The sequence below is a fragment of the Microcoleus sp. BR0-C5 genome (assembly GCF_036705045.1).
Lineage (GTDB): Bacteria > Cyanobacteriota > Cyanobacteriia > Cyanobacteriales > Microcoleaceae > Microcoleus.
This window is the reverse complement of sequence record NZ_JAUBTR010000038.1, coordinates 43,707-66,141: the sequence shown is the minus strand read 5'-3', so window position 1 is coordinate 66,141 and position 22,435 is coordinate 43,707. Positions and strand designations below refer to the sequence as shown.

Here is a 22,435-nt window from a genome sequence, read left to right as displayed (position 1 = left end):
CCCAGTAATCTCTTCAGGCTTGAATTTTTAAATTTTATAACCATCAATTCTATTTAAAGACCTGCGGAATGTGGGTTCTAAAATCTAAAATCTAAAATCTAAAATCGATTGACCGGATTTGAGGTTTTGGAAGGGTTGAAATGCGATCTAACTACTTGTCAAATACCTGCTATCGTGATGAATTCACAACATTTTGGGTTACATCACTTTTTTGCTGTGCGGGATGCTAGGGCTGCACGATGAAAAATATTATTGCGATGCGAAGGGAAACGATATCAGGAATTGTAGCTTTTGAGCACTGAAGTCCGATGCTGCCAACCTAATTATATTTTTTTCCTCGAATTTTATATGGTTCGTAAGAGAGTTAATTTATAGCAGGCAAGATTTATTTAATTTGCCACAGCATTTAACCTTTGTGCTGTAAAATGTAGCAGTTCTCAGTTGCCGACTATACAGTAGGGACTTACCGAGGGCCTGTTTTCGTGTTGGCGATCGGCTAAAATCCATGATAAATCTCGTTCTTAGCAAAGTCTCGATTAATAAAAATAATGCAACATTAGGCCCGGAATCCAAACCCATACAAAATAAGCCATTCCCAAATCTAAAATCTAAAATCTAAAATCTAAAATGGTATGACTTTCATCTCCCTTCAATATGCCCTGTTTCTGTTGGTTTTGTTCGCGGCTTACTGGTTGGTTCCACTGCGGTGGTGGCGGCTGTTCATCATGTTGGCGGGTAGTTTGATTTTTTACGCTTCGCTACAAATTTGGTACATTCCTCTGCTGTTAGTCGGTGCTTTGTTTAATTACTGCTTGGCGATGGCGATTGGGGAACCTCTGGATTGGCGGATTGCTAATGAATCTTGGAACCGCCGCCGTTTGTTGCTGCTGTGGATAGGAATCTCGCTGAATGTGTTGCTGCTTCTGGGCTTTAAGTATGTGCCTTTTTTATTGAGTTCGATCGGCACTTTGTTCAATTGGCCTGTAGCTATCGACGGGGCTGACTGGGTGAAAAGTCACGTCATCGCACCCCTGGGATTGAGTTTCTTTTGCTTTGAGTGCATTGCTTATTTGATTGACGTGTACCGAGGCGCGCCTGCTGCTACTTCGCTGCTGCATTTTGCTGCTTACAAATTGTTTTTTCCAAAACTGATTTCCGGCCCGATTACTCGGTATCACAACTTGATCTATCAACTGAAAACCCAGCAATTTCCGACGCCCGATCGCATTTCTGAGGGACTTTGGACGATCGCCTTTGGTGCAGTAAAAAAAGGTCTTTTCGCAGATAACTTGGGAATTTATGTCGATTTAAGCTTTACCAACTTGCAGCGGGCGGGTAGCGAGGATTTGTGGCTGGCGATTTTTGCTTACGGGCTGCAACTTTATCTCGATTTTAGTGGCTATGTTGACATGGCGCGCGGTACTGCTTTGCTGCTGGGTTGGTATTTGCCACCAAATTTTGATTTTCCTTATTTTAGTGCCAGCATAGCTGATTTTTGGCGACGCTGGCACATGACTTTAGGCGATTGGCTACGCAATTATTTGTATTTTCCTTTGGGCGGTTCGCGAGTCGGTTTGTGGCGCACTTGTCTGAATTTGTCGATCGTGATGTTAATTGCGGGAATTTGGCACGGGGCAGCTTGGGGATTTATTGTGTGGGGGGGTTTACACGGTTTAGCTTTGGCGGTTCACAGGCTGACTGATGTGCTGTTTAAGCGGTTGCGTATCGAGTTTTTGTGGGAAAATCCGATCGGGATTGCGATCGGTTGGCTATTGACTCAGACGATGGTTTTTGGTAGTTGGATATTTTTCCGCCTTCCCGATTTAAAGGATTCTGGATGGGCGATTTCGCATTTGTGGGGACACACTGCTGACGTGCAGTTTGCTGAGAAAGTTTATGGCGAAGTTTTGGGTTTAGATAGAGTGAGTTTAGCTGGGATGTTGGCGGCGTTGGCTGCGGCGATGCTGGGGAATTATGCGTTGAGTCGGGGTTTGAAATTGGAGTTAAATTGGCCGATGAAATTGGTGTTAGTGCCGCTTTGTTTGTATGCGGTTTGGGTGTTGGCTCCCGAAGGGGGTTTGCCTTATATTTATTTTGATTTTTAGGGTATTATTTAAGTCGCCTTCTGAACAGGCAAGATGCCTGTTCCACAAGAAAATCTACTCTTTGTGGAACAGGCATCTTGCCTGTTCTTGACAAGGGTGCAAGATGTCAGTCGAAGTGATTACCCGCTACCTATTAGTGTCAACTTAAGCTTTTAGTTTGCCAGTCCTCCCGCTCACCCAACAGTCCGCCAGGGAATGAATTCCCTGTCTCATAGCTAAAGTCCTCTCAAAGAGGACTGAAGAACTCATTAGTCCTAATAGCGAGGAATTTCGCTTTGAAGAAAGGGTTTCAACCGATGCCGGACTGAGGGCTTAACGTTAACTTGACATCAATGCCCGCTACCATAAAACTCACAGTCAACAGTCAACAGTCAACAGTCAACAATCATCTGGCTCCTGCACGCTACAACTGATAAGAACACCAGTCACTCCAGCTACCTACATAAAGTTTAGCATCGGGAATTCCAGCGATTTCTAAAGACAGTAAATTAACGCAAGCCGTCACCCCGGAACCGCAATAAACAATAATTTCTTCGGCTTTTTCTAATTCCGTCCACCGCTGTTTTTGTTCGGATGCCGATCGCACTTTTCCAGTTTCATCCGTCACCCCTTGCCAAGGATAGTTAACCGCACCCGGAATGTGACCTGCAATGGGGTCGATCGGCTCCCGCAAACCTTCATATCTCTCGCTTTCTCGCGAATCAACCAAAACCTTTTCCGGCAAGTCTTTACGCTCTTTTACCGCCTCAATATCTACCGCCAAATCCTGCTGCAATTGAGCAACAAAGTTACCCTCGCGGGAGTCGGGCAAAGTATTTGTTACCGGATAGCCCGCCGCTTTCCAGGCGCTGAAACCGCCGTCTAACAAAGCGACTTTGCTGTGTCCCATATATCGCAGCAGCCACCACAAACGAGCGGCAAAAGCCAGCCGCGAATCGTCATAGGCGACGACTAAAGTTTCTGGTGAATTAATGCCCATCGCGCTCAACTTCTCAGCTAATTCTTCAATATTTGGCAGCGGATGTCTACCGCCATGTTTGCCCACTGAACTCGCGAGATCGCGGTTTAAATCTAAATAGAAAGCTCCGGGAATGTGACTTTCTTGATATTGTTTTTGTCCCAATTCAGGGTCGGCAAGAGAAAACCGACAGTCAAGGATTACAACTTGCGGATTGTCGGTATTGGTTGCTAACCATTCAGGAGAAACGATTAAAGTGTTGTCAGTCATAATTATTCACATCTATGTTTTAACATTTATCGGGAAGGAGCTTTTTTCTCTGGTTCTGCTTTCTCGGAAGGAGATTTCTTAGAAGTTGCTTTCTCTGAATCTCTCTTTTCAGAATTTGATTTTTTAGGAGTTACTTTTTCCGAAGTTTCTTTGGGCAAATTGGATTTTTTAGGAGTTGCTTTTTCCGAAGGTGATTTTTCGGCTGGTGCGGGAGTTGGAGTTGGCAGAGGGGGAGTTACTGCTGCTTCTTGAGCGTAAAGCAGATATTTCTGATACTCGATTACTTTTGCTTGAGCTAGTTGATGGTTGGGGCTAGAAACTGGTACTCTTCTCATTAATGAGACAGCTTCTTGCCAACGATCGATAACTGTAGTCCAATCTTCCTTGGTTTTTGCCGATCGCCCTAATTCTGCTGCTTTGAGTGCGCTGTTAACGGCTTCTCGAAAAGTATCTGGTGCAGTTGCTAAATCTGCTGTTTCATCGGGATTATTCCCCGCAGTTGCTGCTGGCTGGTTCAAAATTTTACCGACAAACGCCACCACGGCGATCGCCAACATACCTGTTACTAGCCCAACTACAATGAAAGTCGATCGCAGTCGGTTCTCAAAAGCAGCAAGTTCCGGCGGTTTTTCTTCCTCAATATTGCTCTCCATCTCTGTGCGATCGTCCATATTAGGAACCGCAGTATTTGGTACAGCTTCTCCTGCAAAGCTCTGTGGTTCAAAATTGCTGTTTTCTAAACTAAACTCTTGACTCCAAGCAGCAGCAATCTGACCACTTTCTCGGCCCTCAACCTTCACTTTGCGAATCGAATCCGGCTGCAAATTCGTCAGCTCGGTGCGAACAAAATCAACTAATGTATCTTCTATCGGTATCTGCTCTGCCTCAAGAATTACATCCAAACAGTCGCCGTCGAGATTCGCGGAGGCTGTGATGCCTTCAGATTGCAACTGGCTGTTTAGCCAAGATGCGATCGCAGTGGCGGGATTTCCCTGCTTGGCAAGTTCCTGAAAATTAAGCTCTGTCATAGCTGGACACCTGATAATGCAGAAGGTAGAAGGCAGAAGGAATGAAAAAGTCAGAAATTGTTTTTTAAAGTTGAAAACACCCTAACTGAAATTCAACAAATAGTATAATGTATCGTGGCAAATTCCAGCCCAAAGATGCCAAGTCTCACTCTCGCTCCCCCTCCCAGCCCTTGGGAAAAGACTCGCAGTCCTTACTCCCAAACGAACTCAGGTTTGTAGTGAGGAATGCCAGTCGTGTTGCTCAGCCCCCAAATACTGCTGCTGCAACGAGGTTTTTGATACCGGGCGCGCCAGTCCAGATATTGCAAGCATCGCCCCTACAACCAGCATCCGGCTGGAAAAATCCTCGATCGCGCGGATGCGAGATGGGAAATTTGAGATGAAAAATTTGTGCAATCGCAGTGCCATCGGCGGACAGCGAGTGATATCATCATTTAGTCAATATTCAAGTTTTTATAGCAAATAACTCGATCGCACAATGGTAGCAATAGCAATTTTAGCGGCTGGACGCGGCACGCGCATGAAATCTGACTTGCCCAAAGTTCTACACGAATTGGCCGGTCGATCGCTAGTTGAGCGAGTCCTCCAAAGCTGTCAAGAAATTCCAATTTTCCGGCGAATTATCATCGTCGGTTATCGAGGCGAACTCGTTAAAGAATCCCTGATTCGAGGTCAAGAAATATCAGGGAAAAATCCTCAATCTCCTCCCCTAGAATTTGTAGAACAAACCGAACAATTGGGAACCGGTCATGCCATCCAACAATTGCTGCCTCACTTAGAGGGATTTCAAGGAGACTTGCTGGTCTTAAATGGGGATGTACCTTTGCTGAGGGCAGAAACTCTCAAACAATTGATGGTAATTCACAAACAGCACCAAAACTCTGCTACTTTATTGACAGCTAATTTGCCGAATCCCCAAGGGTACGGCCGAGTATTTACCGACAGTCAAAACTTAGTCCAGCAAATTGTCGAAGACCGCGACTGCACACAAGCTCAAAAGCAAAATCACCGAATTAATGCAGGTGTTTACTGCTTTCACTGGCCGGATTTAGAGAAAATTTTGCCAGACTTGAAGGCAGACAATGACCAAAAAGAATATTACCTAACTGATACGGTAAATTTCCTCAATCCGGTAATGGCGGTGGATGTGGAAGATTATCAAGAAATATTAGGAATTAACGATCGCAAACATTTAGCCACAGCTTGCGATATTTTGCACACGCGGATAAAGGACAAGTGGATGACGGCGGGAGTGACGCTGCTCGATCCCAACAGCATCACCATTGACGATACAGTAGAGTTGCAGCCGGATGTGGTAATTGAACCGCAAACTCACTTGCGGGGAAATACTTCGATCGCCTCCGGGAGTCGCATTGGCCCCGGCAGTTTGATCGAAAACAGTCAGATTGGGGAAAATGTGACTGTGCTTTATTCGGTGGTTTCTGACAGTATGGTTGCTGAAAATTCGCGAATTGGCCCTTACGCACACTTGCGGGGACACGCAGAAATTGGGGCTAACTGTCGCGTCGGCAATTTTGTAGAATTGAAAAATACTCAAATAGGCGATCGAACTAATGTGGCTCACCTGTCTTATTTAGGCGACGCGACTTTGGGAGAAAAAGTCAACATCGGTGCTGGGACAATTACGGCAAATTATGACGGAAAAAACAAGCACAAAACTCAAATAGGGGATGGGAGTAAAACGGGTTCTAACAGCGTGCTGGTTGCACCGATTACTTTGGGAGAAGATGTTACTGTAGCGGCGGGTTCTGTGGTGACAGAAGATGTGCCGAAGGATTGTTTAGTAATTGCCCGTTCCCGGCAAGTTGTCAAACCAGGTTGGAAGTTGAAAGAACCTAAAAAGTGAACGATTGTTCACTTTTTAGATGATCAGTTTCCACCCACGAGTTTCGCACTGGATACCAAAGAAACCGGGTTTTTATAACGGAAGCGATCGCACTCTAGGAGAGATTTTGCTAAAAAACCCGGTTTCTGCGTAAGTCCGCAACCTTGAGAAATCTGGTCGATCGCGATCGGCTATTTTTGGTTATTTTGCTGGTGCAGATAGTTGTTAATCGCTTTGGCAATTTTTTCTTGCTGGTATGGGTTCATGGTGCGGGGTAGGGAGATGCGACAGCCTCCACAAGCTAACAGTCTGACTTCGTACCAAATGTCATGATCCCGATCTTTTGTGCGATCGACTTCCACGCCATAAATCTCGCACAGAGAGTATTCCATGACTTTACCTGCCAACAAACCCCGCTGTTTAACAGTCAAGGTGTTTAAAGTTTCATCGAAGCTGTAGATTTCATTATTTCTCAAGACGATCGCTGCGATTCCTGCGAGCAAAAATATGCCTCCTGTCCATCCCAACCAGTGATCGTCTTGGCTTAAGCGCAGCAAGCGATTTTTTGCATTTTTAACAAAAAAATTGATGTCAGAAGCCACAGCGTCTTGGGTTCCCCAATTAGTGGAGTTAGCAGTGAAAGGAACAGTGCCAACAGAAGTCAAAAGTACAACTCTGGTTTTATAGCCGCATCTTTCCACTTTAGCTCCCCGCAAAGAAGCAAGCTCAATTTCTTTGATGTTCGATCCCAGTAAATTCGATCGCACAATCTGGCATTTTCCTTGTTTTGCCTGCAATCGCTGGCAGCTCAGACTTGCTGCATGATAGTCAAAAGTCAGCGATATCAGTCCCAATGTCATGAATAAACAACTAGGGAACCAAAAATCAAATATACTTTGAGTCTGAATTATTAATTCACTTGCTGTTTGCTTGATTATTTTCATTGATCTCACCCTTTTATTCCAAAAATGAGGCTACACATCGACTTCCTGACCCCGATGAGCCGAATTGTTAACTTATATATTATTGGAAGTCGTCCTCTGCCATGACCCCTTTTATTTTGCTAATAGATTAGCACTAAAATGTCTGACCGACAATAAAGGTCGCGAGTTTAACTGGGGCTGGGTTTAAGATAGCTTTCCGTGATTTAAATTAGATGAATCTTAAAAATATGTTAATTATGTTATGGGGAATGAAACGTTAGCTTCGCGTTCCGTAGGAAAGTAATCATCCAGGTGAGCATAGGTTTACATTTTGTTACATTGTCAGCTTTATTTGCGCCTACTTAATTATCATTAAGCTAATCCGCATATAAATTCCCTGGTCAAATCAACTTTCACTCTTGTGGGGAGTAGCGGTTGGGCCCGAAAGCCCGCCCTCAACACAAAATTTAAATGCACAACAGCTTAGTTATGGATTTGGGCGATTCCCTACGGGAGAGCTAGGGTTCACGGATTTGTAGGGCCAATACATTGCTAAGCGTGCGATTATCGCTAATCGAGATATAGCTGCGAATCAAGTCAGCCATTCTGTGTTGTTCTGTTAGTGAATAGCTTCTTAAACAGATGATATCGCCCCCGAACATCCACAAATCAACATAATAGCTACGATTTCCATCGCTATCTCCTATTTCCTCTAATTCCACCGCAGAAATCTCGCGAGTTGAGCATTCGCTAACATCATGAAGCCACACACCCCGTCGTTTAATGGTCATTTTGCTAAAAGTTTTATCAAAAATGTATGTTTCATCTATCGCGCCGTCCAACAAAGACAGCGAAAACAACAGAAATATGCCTCCACCTATCCAATTTGATGCTAAAATAATCTGCAATAGTCCAATGACGATGAAGGGAGAAATTAATAGCAAACCATCCCAGGCGCTCGAAGATTGAATTGTTAGTTTAGTCGGTGTTTGGTTGAGAATTTTCATCAGTTAATTTTGGATTTTCACCAACAACGTGAATTACTTATATATCCGCTATATCCAATTTCTCAGGCACGGATTATTATTTAACACTGCTTTGGACGATCGCAATTTTGGTGTTGTAAACAGCCTTGACAGCATAAGCGTTGCCCGGACGTATCTGTAAAGCTCTGTTAAAATTGATTAAAGCGGTTTGATAGTCTCCCTGCCCGTAGTAGATATAGCCGAGTTTCATCGATTGTTTGAAGTCAGAATTTTGAGCGGCAACACGAGCAGAATTAGGATTAGTTACAGGTGCAGAAGAATTAGGATATGGCTCTTGATAGAGTGAGGGATAAGTATTGAAATCCGAAGAAAAAGAAGATGGCGATTGCTCGTTAGACCCCTGATCTACATTAGGCACAGAAGGATCGGTTCCGAGAAGACCTATTACAGGCAATAATGCAATGATAATGCCTAACAAGAAATACATGAGGAATCCAGTAAGTTGAAGTAAAAATGGTTTTCTAACTTTTTTATTACTCCAATTTTTAATATGAAATACCCAGGAAGCAAAGGGAACAAAAAAGTAAACCAATCCCCACAGAGTTTCTTGTTCAATAGCTTGAGATAATCCCCAGATATAACCAACCAAAATTAAAATAAAGCCCAGACCGCCAAAAAAGAAGACGATCGCAATAATAGACATTTTATGTTGCTCCCGTTGGTGTAAAGTTATTTGACAAACTGTAAAGGTAAGGATTGAGGCACATTTTCAACCTGAAACTCTTTCCCCTGTTTGCTGTGTTAAAAATAGATTAGCGGTGACAACAGTTCGATCGCGCACAGCGAATGTTAGGATTTTGGTTAGGAATTAGACTAGGAACTCGATCGCGACTGCCGCAAATGATACCCTCTACCCTCGATCGACCCGAAGAACCATTTGCACGCGCCAGCAACGGCTGGGACATCCAAAAGCTTTACAGCGACTTGGCAAATGCCAAACAAGAATTCGCCCCCCACACCAGAAGAGGGCTGACACCCGTAGAAAAGCGGCACCTCTGCGGCTTGCTGTGCGGCTACAGCCCAGCCGAAATTGCGGTATTTCTCAACAAACAAATCAAAGGTGTAGAAGTTGATTTGTCAAAAACTTTGTACAGATACATAGAATTATTGACAAATCGACCCCGCAATGCTCTTAAAAATTGGAGAGATGCGATCGACTGGCTGGAAATAGCCGGGTATAAAACGCAGCCAAAAACCTCAACCGGCGCCATCTTAAAAGCTACTCTCCACCATTCAGACAGGATTTTGTCTGCGGCTATCAGTCCCGACGGACAATTCCTCGCAACGGGTTCTGAGGACAGTACAGTGAAAATTTGGAGTTTGCACAGCGGGGAACTGCGGCAGACGATTTTCGGACATTCAACAGCCGTGTTGCTAGTGGCTTTCAGTCCCGCCAGCAAAACGCTGCTGACACGATCGCGCGCGGGCACAGTCAAACTCTGGAACCTGCAAAACGGCGAACTGCTGAAGCGTTTGGCAGACGTGCACCGCCACGAATCCGTCGCCGTCAGCCCCGACTGGCAAATTTTGGCGATCGGCACCACCCGCGGCACGATCAAGCTTCAGCACCTCAACAGCGGCCAACTGCTGCAAGTTTTAGAAGGCTATCAAGGGGATGACATAAGTGCCATCGCCCTGAGTCCCAACGGCAAAATGCTAGTAGCCAGCGGACTCAATGCAGCCAGCGGTTTCTGTCGGGCCACAGTCACTTTGTGGGAATTACCGGGAGGCGAAGTAAGGCGAACATTTGGCAGCGAAAATTATGTAGCGATTTCTTCCGATAGCCAAATTCTTGTCAGTCATGGAGGCCAAACTATCAAACTGTGGAATTTGCAAACAGGCGAATTATTGCATTCGCTGCAAACAGGAATTCGCATCACTTCCGCCGCCGCAATTAGCCCCGACGGGAAATACTTTGCAGTGGGCTGTTTTGACGGTACTGTTAGACTTTGGAATCTTCGCGGCGACTTGCTGCACACTTTAGATGGGCATTCTAGCCCTGTTTCTGCGGTGGCGATCGGGCTTTTGGGCGAAACTATCGTCAGCGGTGGGGAGAATGGTACTGTTAAACTTTGGCAACTGCGGATTGAAGATTAGAGAGGTGACGGGCCATGATTAAATTATTGGAGTATAATTGATTTAAGGTTTTTTAGAGGGGCCCAGACAATGAATGTTACCCTAACACCAGAACAGGAAAATTACGTGCTCTCGCAATTACAAGGTGGCAACTATGACAGCGTTCAGGAACTAATTAGCGAAGCATTGCAACTGCTAGAAGAAAGAAATCGTGCACTGAAACAGCAGCGTCTGGCAGAACTCAGACAAAAAATTGCTAGCGGCACTGAGCAAATTGCTCAAGGAAAAGTGACTGATGGTGAAGTAGTTTTTGCCAGATTGCAGGAAAAAATTCGCTCAATTTCTGAGTCTGGATTATGAGCAGCTATTCTTTCTCAGATGATGCAATTCAAGATTTAGATGACATTTGCGAGTATATTGCTGGTAATAATTACAGTTCGGCCAGTAAGCTTTTTGATAGGATTCGAGAAGGATGTAAAGTCACGGCGGATTGTCCTAATATGGGTAAAAATTATAGCCAGCTAGCTTCCAGCTTGCGAGGATTTATTGTCGATGATTACATCGTTTTTTATTACCCCAGAGAAGATGGAATTGATGTAGTTCGCGTAGTGAATGGATACCGCGACTTGGAATCTATTTTTTCAGATTCGGATGAAGGATAGGACGATCGCATTTTCAGAACTCATTGCATAAAATGTCGCCATATTGCTAGAAGTGAGAAAGGAATGAGTAAAACTAAGGATCGCGAATTAAATAACTTACAATTTTAATTGTTATTGTGGGATGGGCGTCCCGCCCGTCCAAAAAGGACGGGCGGGACGCCCATCCCACTTTCAAGAGTGGAAGTTATTTAATTCTCATTCCTAACGCAGATCGAACTCCCCGACTTCTTGGAGAAGTCGAGGATCGGAATCACCGATTAAGAACCATTTTTAAGCAATGAAAATCAGCGTTCCCTTGCTCATTTCCAAAGTATCGCCCATTTGCATACCGTTGTGAAAAGCACCCAAAATCACCTCGCTAGTTTTGCCGAAAGCGATCGCCCCGGTAGCATCAATTCCAATTGCGCCAAAATCCCGTTGACGTTCGTCAGCTTCAGCAAAAGAACGCTCAAAAGCAGCTTTCAAACTCAAACCATCCGTTACCCGAATCACAATTCGCGCGGCCAAACACTCGTCCATAATGTGCTCGCCAATCCCCGTACAGCTTACCGCCGCACTCCCTGCCGCGTAATTTCCTGCAGGCATCGCCGAGTCGCTAACCCGCCCAATCCGCTCAAAACCCTTGCCACCAGTCGAAGTCCCAGCAGCCAAGCGTCCATGCACATCCAAAGCTACGACTCCGATCGTACCCACACCGGCAGGTTCGGCAACCACGTCAGCCATTGCTTTGCTAAAATTGCCTTGGCGTTCCTGCATCCACTCGTGCAAACGCAAATCCGTCATCGGATCGTAAATCGGCAAGTGAAGTTCTCGCAGCAATTCTGCCGAACCAAAATCAGAGAGAACCCGATCGTCCGAAGTCTGCAAAAATTTAGCAAGTTCGATCGGATTTTGAACGCGAGAAACATTAATCGCCCCGCTGAAACGCTGCATCAAACCGTCCATCAGCGAAGCACTCATCCGAATTTGACCGTCCGACTGCACCACAGAACCAGTACCGGCATTGAATCGCGGGTCATCTTCCAACAATTGGCAGCCCCGCACCACTGCATCTACGGCACTTGCACCGTCTTTCAGCAGCGGATAAACTTCCTCCAAAACATCGTAAAGCGATTTCCGCACCGCCTCAATTCCGCCTTTACTGTGTAGAGAACTGCCGGCACCGCCGTGAATAACTAGCTTTGGTTGCACTTGTTGCGATGCCATAATTTATAACCTAATAACCTAAAATTTTTCCTTTGCAATCTTAGCTTTGTTCGAGCAACTTGCTCTAAATTCTTAATCTTGAGCCGCCAAACGGCGGCGACGACAACGTTCGGAGCAGTATTTCACCTCATCCCAGCAGTCGGCCCATTTTTTGCGCCAAGTAAAAGGTCGATCGCACACCGGGCACATTTTTGTCGGTAAATCAGATTTCGATCGTTGCTTTGCCATGCTAATTTTGACAATAGATTAACTAATTCACATCTTGTACCATTTTTATGAACAGGCAAGATGCCTGTTCCACAAGAGTTAAATTGGATTGTGGAACAGGCATCTTGCGATTATGAACAGGCAAGATGCCTGTTCCACAAGAGTTAAATTGGATTGTGGAACAGGCATCTTGCGATTATGAACAGGCAAGATGCCTGTTCCACAAGAGTTAAATTGGATTGTGGAACAGGCATCTTGCCTGTTGCTGAGGAAACAACCCGCATCTTGCCTGTTGTTGAGGCCTGTTCCACAAGAGTTAAATTTGATTGTGGAACAGGCATCTTGCCTGTTGCTAAGGAAAAACCTACTTTCTGCCAAACACCTCCCCAAATTAAATGCTCTCAACGGCCGACGCCAACATCCGAATAGTCTTAGTCGAACCTGCAGGCCCATTGAATGTGGGTTCAGTGGCCCGCGTCATGAAAAATATGGGTTTGCACCAATTAGTTTTGGTAAATCCCCAATGCGATCATTTAGGGGAAGAGGCCCGACTGATGGCAGTTCGCGCCGCCGACATATTGGAAACGGCCAAAGTTGTCGAGAGTTTGCCCGCTGCTTTGGTTGGGTGTGTCAGAGCGATCGCAACTACAGGAGATGATAGTCGATCGTTGCCAACACAACTAGAAGAACCCGCAGAGGCCTTGCCTTGGCTCCTAGAAGCCCCCAGCGCCCTCATTTTCGGCAGAGAAGACTGCGGCTTGACCAATACTGAATTAAACCGCGCTCAACGCCTGATCCGCATTCCCAGCAGCGATGCCTACACTTCCCTAAATCTCGCCCAAGCCGTCGCTATCTGCTGTTACGAACTATACCGGGAAGAAGGAAGAAGGAACAAGGAACAAGGAACAAGGAAGAAGCAAGAGGGAACAAGGAACAAGGAACAAGGAAGAAGCAAGAGGGAAGAAGGAAGAGAAAAGCAGGAAGAAGAAGAAGCCTCGTTCCCAGGCTCAGCCTGGGAACGCACATCCAGAGGCTCTGCCTCTTCAATACCCGATGCCACAGATAATTTATCAACTTGTTACCAAGAACAACTTGCCACCCGCCCGACAGAAAATCCCTCAATTCCCCTCGCCAGTGCACCCTTGGAAAATTTAGAGGGATATTACCAGCAACTAGAAACGCTGTTACTCAAAATAGGATATTTGCAGCAGCACACAGCAGCAAGCAGGATGGAAAAATTTCGGCGTTTGTACAACAGAGCTTATCCGACAGTGGATGAAGTCGCCATGCTGCGGGGCGTCCTCCGCCAAACAGAATGGGCAATCAAAAGTTACCCACGAGAGGCAAATTCTGATACTCTGGATGGGGCGTTACCGGAAAATCCAACCGACAGCTAGGAGAACTTTCCTGCACCCAGTTGTCACCTTCATAACAGGGTTCCTTGACTAAAAACCTAAGCTTTGCGATAATTTGCGGGCAATAAACCCGGTTGCTGATACCATGCAGCGTCTGGGATAAATCTAAAATCTAAAATCTAAAATCTAAAATTGATTGGCTGGCAAGCTGAAAAATCTTAAACTTGAACTTTACATTAGTGATGAAGGAGTAAGACGTGGCAGAGCGGTTTCCCAAAGGATCGATATTATCGGTGATATCCTCGATATCCTCTCCCAACTCCGGCTCAAAGCAGCCTAAGTCAGGCAAAGCAAGTCAGTCTGGCAACTCGGGCCGTCGCCGCCCTTCGCAACCGCAAAACGGCAATTCAGAAATTCGATCGCCCGAACCAGCGACTTTGCCACCGCAACAAAGCCGCGGCAGCAGAATTGGAGCTAATTCTCCCACATCTTCAGAAGAATTTACCACACAAGACTTTTTATCCGATCCTCGATCGGCAATTAACCCCAGAAAACCCAGAACCAGCAAAACTCCGCAGTCGAAGACTCGCCAACCAGGCAAAAAAGGCCTCGCTGCTGTCGATATGTTCGAGTTTCCGAACCCGAATCTGGAGCGGGAAAATGTGAGTTCGATCGCCAGCAATCCCAAGACCCAGAGCCCAACTGCGACTCCGCCTGCAACCCGTGGAAGTCTTCCCAGTTCGCCCCCAGTTCGCATTCCAGACACGGTAATCCCCGCAGATGCCAAAAAACCCCCCGTGCCTAAACCACGCTCACAAGCGAGTCAGAGACCGGGTAAACGCTCTGCACCTCGGAGCGTGCCACCGTTGGTGTACGCTACTCGCTTGCTGATTTTGGGAGTTGGGATAGCGGTGATTTGCGGTACGCTGCTGTCGGTGGTAAATGCTGTGAGTCGAGCATCGACTGTAGCGACAGAAGAACAAACTACCGCAGGGCAGAAAAACCCAGCCGATAGCGCATCTGCAGCATCCGCAACCCCAGAAGTGCTGCAACTGAATCAAGAATTAGGAGCTTTAAAAACCCAAGTTCAGGTTTTAGCAACAGAAAATCCTAGTTTGACAGCCGGAATATTTCTAGTCGATTTAGATACTGGAAGCTACTTAAATTTTAATGGCGATACTGCTTTTGCTTCAGCTAGCACAATTAAAGTACCAATTTTAGTAGCTTTTTTCCAAGCAGTAGATGAGGGCAAAGTGCAGTTAGATCAGATGCTGATGCTGAAGTCCGAACACATTGTCGGCGGTTCTGGGGATATGCAAGACCAGGCTCCTGGCAAGAAGTATTCGGCTTTGGAAGTTGCCCAAAAGATGATTGTTGTCAGTGACAATACGGCGACAAATATGATGATTGAGTTGTTGGGAGGTGCTGAGTTTTTGAATCAGCAGTTTGCAAATTGGGGCTTGAGTACCACGGTTCTGCGTAATAATTTGCCAGATTTGGAGGGAACTAATACTACCAGTCCGAAGGATTTGATTAATATCATAGCCCAGATCGATCGGGGTAATTTGGTATCGGTGAAATCGCGCGATCGCATTTTGCAAATCATGCGCCAAACTAGAAATGATTCTTTGCTGCCGAAAGGTTTAGGCGAAGGTTCAGTTATTGCTCACAAAACCGGCAACATTGATACAATGCTTGGGGATGCGGGGATGGTGGATTTGCCGAACGGTAAGCGTTATTTAGTGGCGGTGATGGTGAAGCATCCGCCGGAAACGGAGAAGCCAGCTCAAACATTGATTCGGGATATTTCTCGGATGAGTTACCGCTATTTGTACGGTGGGGAAACGCCAGCAGATTCACAAGTGAAAATTAAAAATTGAAAATTTAACCGGGTTTTTTCGGGCAAGTGTTGTAGACTTTATCAAACTATAAATCAGTTTGTATTATGAAACTAAACATTCGACTTGCTTGTCTGGTAGCGCTTTCAACTTTAGCTGTTGGAGTCTCCCCCGCCTTGAGTAATGCTAATCCTGCTGCTGAATCTGAGACGGACGGCGTGAGAGTGATCAACAATAATATCGAACTCAATCGGGCGAAAAACTTAGCCCGTCAAGCAGCAGAAATTGCTAATGGGGGTTTAGGCAACTATCGAGCTGAAGCTTCTATGCACGGTACTTCTAAGGAATCGCCGTTTGTTGACAATGGCGATGGAACTTGGACTTTTACTTTTAAGGGTTACAAGCCTGGTTCGTCTGTCTATACTGTAGAAACGGTTGTTACGGTTTCTCAAGATGGGAGGGTGAGAGTTGATTATAATGGGCAAATTCGCGAGTCAAGCGGAATTTAACAATACTTCGGACTTACTCACCGGTGCTCAGAAACCGGGTTTTTCAATGATGGGGAGTGGGGGAATGTGGAATTATTGGTCTTGAGTTTATCATTCCCATGCAACCGGAAACGATATGAACTTGTGAAATAGCGATCGCCCGATTAGAGAAATCATTGATTAAGCTTTCGGAGCGGGTGATTCTCGCAACATTCTTTCGCTACTGAGATCCCGATCAATTTTCTTTGTTAAGCCGAGAGCCGGAGCTGTCAAATAAACGAACGAGGACACTCCGGTCACGCTTTCAAGTTGCTTGTTACCTCGTCAGGCAAAATAGAAGCAGATTGATAAGTTTACTCGTGATAAGTAGTTATATCTAAAAAAGTGTAATATAAATAAAGATAAACTTTACTAGATAGAGATTAGCAAAAGCTATGAAAGTCAAGCACTTTATCAATCTGCACAAAGGACTCAGCTTTCCATTTATTTTGACACTGATGCTCATTTACCAAAATTTTAATTTGGGTGCTTGGGTTTATCTCGCTCTGCACGGTACTTATGGTTTGTTGTGGCTGCTCAAAGACCAGATATATCCAGATAAACAGTGGGAACAAGAAATCTCTGTCGGAACGGGAATACTCGGCTTTGTGTTGGTTAGCCTCTATTGGGTAGCACCTTTTATTTTGATTAGCAGTGGCTCACAACCACCTCTGCCGTTAGTGGCAGCAGCAATTTCCCTAAATATCATCGGTGTCTTTCTACACTATACTGCTGATGCACAGAAGTATTACACCCTTAAGTACCATTCGGGACTAATAACAGAAGGATTTTTTGCCAGATCGCGCAATACGAATTACTTAGGAGAAATCCTCATCTACGGAGCGTTTGCGATGCTAGTTCAGCACTGGCTACCTTTTTTAATTCTGGCAGCTTTTTTTGCTGGTGTTTTTATTCCTAACATGATAAAAAAAGATCGTTCACTCGGACGATATCCTGAATTTGCCGACTACAAAGCTCGGTCTGGATTTTTACTACCTCGACTATTTGTATCGACAGATATCGAACAAAAAAAAGACAGTTTAGAGGAGAAAGTTGGTTAAAAATAGTAATTTAGGGCGTTGCGGAATTACAATATGAGTTGAGGAGGGATAATAAGGCGAATTTTTAGGAAATGCCCTGAATTGAGCTCAACTCATATCCGCAAAATAAGATAAAGCTTCTAATAATAAATTTCCCGCCTTTGCCGCACAGCCTTAGCGATTGCCCCATACCCCTTTGGGAACTTTTACCGTCACGCTCGTAGGCGATTTAAAGCAGTCGGTAGATACTTTTAAACCATCGTTTTTCAAGACACAGAGGCTCAAACCCTGGCCGCACCAGCCATACAGCCGAAAGATTTGACCTCCTCAAAAAAACACCTACCGATTCACGGACATTCCAGGAACCGGAAAGCGATTAAACACTCGCGACTGCTAACTGTTCCGCCGCTTCACTCTCGTTCATCTCGTCGAGTTTTTGCCAAACTTGCTGCATCAATTCATCCAACCCAACTCGACTCACAGCCGAAATCAACAAAATCGGAGCGCCGCTAATTTCTTTAAGTCGGCTGATTAAATTACCGATTTCTTCGCTTTCAAGATCGATCGCATCTACCTTATTAAAAGCCAAAATCTGCGGTCGATCGGCTAAACCACGCCTGTAAGCCTTCAATTCTTCCTGAATTGTGACATAATTGGCGATCGGATCTTCATCGGTAATATCGATCAAATGCAGCAACAACCGAGTTCGTTCGATGTGCCGCAAAAACTCGTAACCCAAACCAGCGCCTTCGTGAGCCCCCTCAATCAATCCCGGAATATCAGCAAACACCGTACCGTCGCCAGTCGGTTTTCTGACTACGCCCAAATTCGGGACTAAAGTTGTAAACGGATAATCTGCTATCTTGGGGCGGGCTGCAGACAAAGCAGAAATTAAAGTGGATTTGCCAGCATTCGGCATCCCCAGAATTCCCACTTCAGCTAATAGCTTCAATTCCAAACGCAAAAATTTGTGTTCTCCTTCTTTTCCCGGCATCGCATAATCTGGAGCACGGTTGGAATTGGTCAGAAAACACTTATTCCCCAAACCGCCTTTGCCGCCTTTGGCTACGCAAAAAGTCTGTCCGGGCGTTACTAAATCTGCTAAGATTGCCTGAGTTTCCGCGTCGTAAACTACTGTACCGCAGGGAACTTCGATCGTGCGATCGTCCCCACCGGCACCGGTCATATTTTTCGGCGCGCCCCGCTTCCCGTCATCGGCTTTAAAAATCCGGTTGTACTGAAAATCTAGCAGCGTTTGCAGGCTTTCCACCGCCACCATATACACGGAACCGCCTTTGCCGCCTGTCCCGCCAGAGGGGCCGCCCGCTGGTACATACTTTTCTCTGCGAAAAGCTACCATACCGTCGCCGCCTTTGCCGGCTGCGACTTGAATATCTGCTCGATCGATAAATTGCATAATTTAGTCAGTTGTCAGTTGTCAGTTGTCAGTTGTCATATCATGTCCAATCGAGCGATTAAGAGGGCGGGTTTTTGAGATTGTCAATTATTGGAAAATATTTTTCGTGAACCCGCCCCTACCTTATTAGGGGTAATCGACCGGACATGATATCACTTGTCATTGGTCAATTGTCAATTGTTAGTTGTGATTAGTCATTAGTCATTAGTCATTAGTTATTATACCAGATGCAAGTACCATATTCCCCTTTTCCTTTAGTCCGCGTCGGCGGACGACAGCCAAGTTTAGTCGCGATTTACAGTTGCCGGAAAATTATAATTTTACCAATTTTTAAAAGTAGTTCAGAGCCAGAGATTGTACGTGAGCATTTGTAGGGAAACGGCAATGCCGTGTCCGGCTCCTAAATCGGCGATTTTTAATAATTTGTATAAGCTTGAGGATTGTACCAAAACTTTGGTTGAATTAGTATTATCAAAGCAAATTTGATATTAGCAGGACTCACGCACAAAAACTGCATAAACCCGGTTTTTCTACTGGGGCGGATGGGTGTAATGATGTTTTTTCGTAGAAAAACCAGGTTTTTGCGTTCAGGACTAATAGTAGTCATTGGTTAATAGTTACAATCATTAATCCAAATTTTCACAAGAATGACTAATGACTAATTACTAATGACTAATGACTACTAACAATAGGACGATACATCTTCCTTACATTCATCTGCCAAATAGCAGAGAGCTCGAAAGCGCATCCCGACTAACTGTTCGTAAAGCGGGTTAATCTGGCACATCGCCGGAATATGGACGATTTTGCGACCAAATAATACGATATCTCGCTCAAACGGACACTGGGGCGGAATAATTTTACAGACAAAGTGTGCCAATTTTGGGTCGTGAATTTCCCAGCCGTCAAGCCAGTCTTTGACGGGTTGCAGGACATTTTTGTGGTGAGGTTGAGGTAGCCGAGATGAAAGCGGTGTTCCGACGGCGGGGAGGACATTCGCATCAAAGACTATTTGGCTGGTGGGCCCCTGCGGATCGCACTTGCTGTCTTCGATGGTGTGTCGCAGAGCTTCGATCGCCTCTACATTGTGCCCCAAAGCTGTGCAAAACTTAGAGATTACCTCGTCTTCGCTGCTCGAGTATGTACCGTCTGCCAAGGCTACCATTACTGCTGTCCTCAAAAAATCCTCGCCTTTGGCGGTGTCTTGCCCTAACGCAGTGGCTAGTTCCTCTGCGGTAATCGGTTCAAAAGGCGCCTCAAAAGATATCGGATGTAGTTCATCCTCAGTTAGATTCGCAATCATTTTTTGCTCGTATTCGTCAAAGTTGCCGTCTGCCCAAGCAATAGTCAGCAATCCGCGCAGCCAAGCAGTAATCTCTTCATTGGTGCAGGAAGATTTAGCGTTACTCATTAGCCTTTCCATTTGGATATACGAGTCAATTTGGTCGTTTACAGCGGGAGCAATATTTGCCTCCCAAGAATTATTACTGCTTGTTTGTTCGATCGACGATCTATTTGTAGAAGGTTGGTGCCTGAAGATTGCTCCAAACGTTTGTAGTGGACGTGTTAAAAGCATATTGGTTTCTCAGCAGCATCGCTGACTAGCGAGCTAATCTATTGGCTAATCCTATTCCCTAAAAAGTCATCTATCGGGAGGAATAGGTTCGTTGAATTCATCTTAACTCTAGTTGCACCCATCGAGATGGCGATCGAGTTTTATGCAACCCCGATTGCCATTAGCAACCCAATTTTTCGCAAGAAATAAAAGGTTGGCAAGCGTAGGATCTAATCAGAAACTGGGTTTGTCACCTAGGGGCGATCGAACTTCGCTCTGTTTACATTTTAATATATATTTTTGTGAATTTTTCTATGCCGGCAGCACAATATTAACAGCGAGTCGGCTTTAAGCTGTTAAAAGAAAAATATAGGAGGAAAATTTTACGGCCTATAAAAGGTTTTGATTGCTGCGTCCGTCTAAAAATGACCGATTTTTTTTTAACTTCGGCGGCACAAAATCCAGCGCAATTCCATTGGCGGGCGGGCGTTTGCCATCGGGAAGACATCTCGACCGGTGGCCCAACTGGGAAACCAGGGCGTCGGCGGCCAGGCTCCTTCCGGCAGGTGGTGGCGTTCGTACTCAAACACCAATTCGTCGGATATTTGGACTAAGGGCAACCCTTCCATTGCGGTAGCGAGTTCTTGGGGCGTAAATAAAGTAGACCAAGAGAGTTGGGCAACTTGTCGCACGAGGGCATCTGGCTGATAGTCACCGACGGTTAAAAACGTGCTGAACAGCAACAAGCCTCCGGGAGACAGGGAATCGCACATTTTAGCGAGGAAAAGCCGTACTTGATCGCTGTCTCGAAAATGTGAGATGACTTCAGCGGCAACTGCCAACTGGTACCGGGCAGGTTTCATCCGCATTAAGGGGTCGAGCACGTCGCCTTCAGTCACTGTCACGGGAAGGTTTTCGGCTGTTACTGCTGCTTTCAATTGTTCGGCAAAAGCTGGAGCTAGTTCGATCGCATCTACAGAATAGCCCAATCTCGCCAGGGGCAAGGTATTGCGGCCGGTACCAGCCCCCACGTCCAAAATCCGCACTCGATCGGGCGTGCCCAATTTAGCAGCCGTTGTCATCAATTTTGCATCTGGATGAGAACCGAAAAGCGGAGGTTCTCTGGTGTCTACCCAGCTTTTATACTGTTCTCCAACACTTGAGGTAGTAACAATGACTTTGCAGGCTAAACCGGTTTGTGGTGGCTGCACTGATTCGTATTGTAGGATCAGCATCGATGCTGTGGAGGTGCGGTAGCCTTGTTCTAACTTGGTGGCTAACAGCTTGCTGAGTTCGTCTCTGCGGTCTTCGGGCAGTGGTCTGTCGAGAGTGCTAAATAGCTTTTCTATGGACTTGAGATAGTGGCTTAGCATTCCCGGAACGCAGGGGAAAACTAATTCTCCACGAGCTATGATGCGAGTATTAATTTTGTAGAGGATTGCTTGCTGGAGAATGTCGGGATTTACTACCAGCGGTAGCTGTTCGGTCTGGTTGATTGTACTTTCGGCGCCCATAAATTCCGCGAAGAAGGAAGAAGGAAGAGAGAAGAAGGAAGAAGGAAGAGGGAAGAAGGAAGTTCGGCAACGGATTCTGTAACGGATGTAACGGATATAACGGATGTCAGGAAGAAGGAAGCCCTGTACAAGATTTAACGAATTTAACTGATGGATTTTGAGGATTGAGGTTGGAGGTTCGGGGGAATTCCGTTGAGAGCTGACTGTACAATTTTAAAGTATAAAAAAGCCGATTTTAGATTTATTTGGTTTGGTTGCTTAGTCTTTTGAGATTGTAGAAAATCCGATTTGAGAGCTTTATTTTAGATAAATCTCAAATCTCAAATCTCAAATCGACCAAGCCCAAAACCCGATTAGGTCTGAAAATCGGATTTATTATCAAGATAAGCTGTAGCGCATTTAAATTGTATTTTTCACGGCGAGGTGGAAAAAGCGTCTAATCCTCTCGCCTTCTCCCCTCTCTCCTTCCCCTTGTCAGCCATAACAGGCAATGTATATGGGTAGCAACTAAAAGCTGGGCTTAGTTGCTGCCGGTAAAAGTCACTAGGGGGAATCTTGACTGAGCTTCAGTCATTGGGCGCCGTCTGCCTTCCTCTTGCCAGTAGTTGATTACTTCTGTGGCTTGGTTGAGGATTTCGACGCGATCGTTATCAGCAATCCAGTGTTTGGCTTCGAGTTCGTTTTTGAGGTCTTCCCACGCATCTTTGCGGGGCCAGAAAAAGTAGGATGTCAGCGGGCTAGTTCCTTTGCCGACAACTTGGTCAACGGCGAGGGCAACATTCTCTTCTAGCCAGAGAACTTTTAAGATGAACTTGGACAAGCAAACCTCCAGGGTTCCGATCGAACTTGTTAAAAATTTCTA

General features: G+C 45.5%; 22 protein-coding genes. 10 read left to right on the top strand and 12 right to left on the bottom strand.

What is annotated here, in order from left to right:
- Window positions 1-632: 632 nt before the first annotated feature.
- Window positions 633-2,105, top strand: coding sequence for an MBOAT family protein (locus tag QUB08_RS18870; RefSeq protein ID WP_333226143.1), 1,473 nt, complete (start codon window positions 633-635; stop codon window positions 2,103-2,105).
- 403 nt (window positions 2,106-2,508) lie between these two features.
- Here the strand turns inward: QUB08_RS18870 and QUB08_RS18865 are convergent, their stop codons facing one another.
- The 3 genes from QUB08_RS18865 to QUB08_RS18855 form a co-directional block, all read right to left on the bottom strand.
- A complete protein-coding gene (locus tag QUB08_RS18865; RefSeq protein ID WP_333226142.1) occupies window positions 2,509-3,333 on the bottom strand; it encodes a sulfurtransferase in 825 nt (274 codons plus the stop codon).
- Between the two features lie 26 nt (window positions 3,334-3,359).
- On the bottom strand, window positions 3,360-4,361 hold the full coding sequence (locus QUB08_RS18860) for a hypothetical protein (RefSeq protein ID WP_333226141.1): 1,002 nt from the start codon (window positions 4,359-4,361) through the stop codon (window positions 3,360-3,362).
- Between the two features lie 207 nt (window positions 4,362-4,568).
- On the bottom strand, window positions 4,569-4,769 hold the full coding sequence (locus QUB08_RS18855) for a hypothetical protein (RefSeq protein WP_333226140.1): 201 nt from the start codon (window positions 4,767-4,769) through the stop codon (window positions 4,569-4,571).
- Window positions 4,770-4,839: 70 nt separating this feature from the next.
- On the opposite strand from QUB08_RS18855, the gene glmU reads away from it, so the two are divergent.
- Window positions 4,840-6,228: a bifunctional UDP-N-acetylglucosamine diphosphorylase/glucosamine-1-phosphate N-acetyltransferase GlmU gene (gene glmU / locus QUB08_RS18850; RefSeq protein ID WP_333226139.1), complete on the top strand. Its 1,389-nt coding sequence runs from the start codon at window positions 4,840-4,842 to the stop codon at window positions 6,226-6,228.
- A gap of 170 nt (window positions 6,229-6,398) precedes the next feature.
- Here the strand turns inward: glmU and QUB08_RS18845 are convergent, their stop codons facing one another.
- From QUB08_RS18845 to QUB08_RS18835, 3 genes are all read right to left on the bottom strand, one after another.
- Window positions 6,399-7,151: a hypothetical protein gene (locus QUB08_RS18845; protein ID WP_333226138.1), complete on the bottom strand. Its 753-nt coding sequence runs from the start codon at window positions 7,149-7,151 to the stop codon at window positions 6,399-6,401.
- 497 nt (window positions 7,152-7,648) lie between these two features.
- Window positions 7,649-8,137 (bottom strand): hypothetical protein, encoded by a 489-nt coding sequence (locus tag QUB08_RS18840; RefSeq protein WP_333226137.1) that lies wholly within the window; start codon window positions 8,135-8,137, stop codon window positions 7,649-7,651.
- Window positions 8,138-8,213: 76 nt separating this feature from the next.
- Window positions 8,214-8,819, bottom strand: a complete 606-nt coding sequence (locus tag QUB08_RS18835) for a tetratricopeptide repeat protein (protein WP_333226136.1) — start codon at window positions 8,817-8,819, stop codon at window positions 8,214-8,216.
- Window positions 8,820-8,962: 143 nt separating this feature from the next.
- On the opposite strand from QUB08_RS18835, the gene QUB08_RS18830 reads away from it, so the two are divergent.
- The 3 genes from QUB08_RS18830 to QUB08_RS18820 all read left to right on the top strand — a co-directional run bounded on the left by QUB08_RS18830 (window position 8,963) and on the right by QUB08_RS18820 (window position 10,914).
- On the top strand, window positions 8,963-10,273 hold the full coding sequence (locus QUB08_RS18830; RefSeq protein WP_333226135.1) for a WD40 repeat domain-containing protein: 1,311 nt from the start codon (window positions 8,963-8,965) through the stop codon (window positions 10,271-10,273).
- A 69-nt stretch (window positions 10,274-10,342) separates the two neighbouring features.
- Window positions 10,343-10,612, top strand: a complete 270-nt coding sequence (locus tag QUB08_RS18825; protein ID WP_333226134.1) for a type II toxin-antitoxin system ParD family antitoxin — start codon at window positions 10,343-10,345, stop codon at window positions 10,610-10,612.
- Window positions 10,609-10,914 (top strand): type II toxin-antitoxin system RelE/ParE family toxin, encoded by a 306-nt coding sequence (locus QUB08_RS18820; RefSeq protein WP_333226133.1) that lies wholly within the window; start codon window positions 10,609-10,611, stop codon window positions 10,912-10,914. The genes QUB08_RS18825 and QUB08_RS18820 overlap by 4 nt, the downstream gene beginning before the upstream one ends.
- Window positions 10,915-11,184: 270 nt before the next feature.
- Here the strand turns inward: QUB08_RS18820 and QUB08_RS18815 are convergent, their stop codons facing one another.
- Entirely contained in the window at window positions 11,185-12,120 is a 936-nt protein-coding gene (locus QUB08_RS18815; protein WP_333157485.1) for an isoaspartyl peptidase/L-asparaginase, read from the bottom strand.
- A gap of 72 nt (window positions 12,121-12,192) precedes the next feature.
- Window positions 12,193-12,348: a DUF2256 domain-containing protein gene (locus QUB08_RS18810; RefSeq protein WP_006631540.1), complete on the bottom strand. Its 156-nt coding sequence runs from the start codon at window positions 12,346-12,348 to the stop codon at window positions 12,193-12,195.
- Window positions 12,349-12,525: 177 nt separating this feature from the next.
- Between QUB08_RS18810 and QUB08_RS18805 the strand changes: the two genes are divergently transcribed.
- From QUB08_RS18805 to QUB08_RS18785, 5 genes are all read left to right on the top strand, one after another.
- Window positions 12,526-12,756 carry a hypothetical protein gene (locus QUB08_RS18805; RefSeq protein ID WP_333226132.1) on the top strand — a complete coding sequence of 77 codons (231 nt, stop codon included), beginning with the start codon at window positions 12,526-12,528 and terminating at the stop codon, window positions 12,754-12,756.
- Complete coding sequence (locus QUB08_RS18800) at window positions 12,723-13,724, top strand: RNA methyltransferase (protein ID WP_333226131.1); 1,002 nt, start codon at window positions 12,723-12,725, stop codon at window positions 13,722-13,724. Before QUB08_RS18805 ends, QUB08_RS18800 begins: the two co-directional genes overlap by 34 nt.
- Before the next feature lie 251 nt (window positions 13,725-13,975).
- The gene (locus QUB08_RS18795; RefSeq protein WP_333226130.1) at window positions 13,976-15,562 is read left to right on the top strand and encodes a serine hydrolase; all 1,587 of its coding nucleotides are present in this window, start codon (window positions 13,976-13,978) and stop codon (window positions 15,560-15,562) included.
- A gap of 65 nt (window positions 15,563-15,627) precedes the next feature.
- Window positions 15,628-16,029: a hypothetical protein gene (locus QUB08_RS18790; protein ID WP_333226129.1), complete on the top strand. Its 402-nt coding sequence runs from the start codon at window positions 15,628-15,630 to the stop codon at window positions 16,027-16,029.
- A 413-nt stretch (window positions 16,030-16,442) separates the two neighbouring features.
- Window positions 16,443-17,108 (top strand): DUF1295 domain-containing protein, encoded by a 666-nt coding sequence (locus QUB08_RS18785; RefSeq protein WP_333226128.1) that lies wholly within the window; start codon window positions 16,443-16,445, stop codon window positions 17,106-17,108.
- Window positions 17,109-17,463: 355 nt separating this feature from the next.
- Here QUB08_RS18785 and obgE read toward each other — a convergent pair whose 3' ends face one another.
- From obgE to QUB08_RS18765, 4 genes are all read right to left on the bottom strand, one after another.
- Window positions 17,464-18,504 (bottom strand): GTPase ObgE, encoded by a 1,041-nt coding sequence (gene obgE, locus QUB08_RS18780; RefSeq protein WP_333226127.1) that lies wholly within the window; start codon window positions 18,502-18,504, stop codon window positions 17,464-17,466.
- A gap of 682 nt (window positions 18,505-19,186) precedes the next feature.
- Window positions 19,187-20,080, bottom strand: coding sequence for a Mo-dependent nitrogenase C-terminal domain-containing protein (locus QUB08_RS18775; RefSeq protein ID WP_333226126.1), 894 nt, complete (start codon window positions 20,078-20,080; stop codon window positions 19,187-19,189).
- Between the two features lie 419 nt (window positions 20,081-20,499).
- Window positions 20,500-21,573 (bottom strand): class I SAM-dependent methyltransferase, encoded by a 1,074-nt coding sequence (locus tag QUB08_RS18770; RefSeq protein ID WP_333226125.1) that lies wholly within the window; start codon window positions 21,571-21,573, stop codon window positions 20,500-20,502.
- Between the two features lie 520 nt (window positions 21,574-22,093).
- Window positions 22,094-22,405: a 30S ribosomal protein PSRP-3 gene (locus tag QUB08_RS18765; protein ID WP_333037125.1), complete on the bottom strand. Its 312-nt coding sequence runs from the start codon at window positions 22,403-22,405 to the stop codon at window positions 22,094-22,096.
- Window positions 22,406-22,435 lie beyond the last annotated feature (30 nt).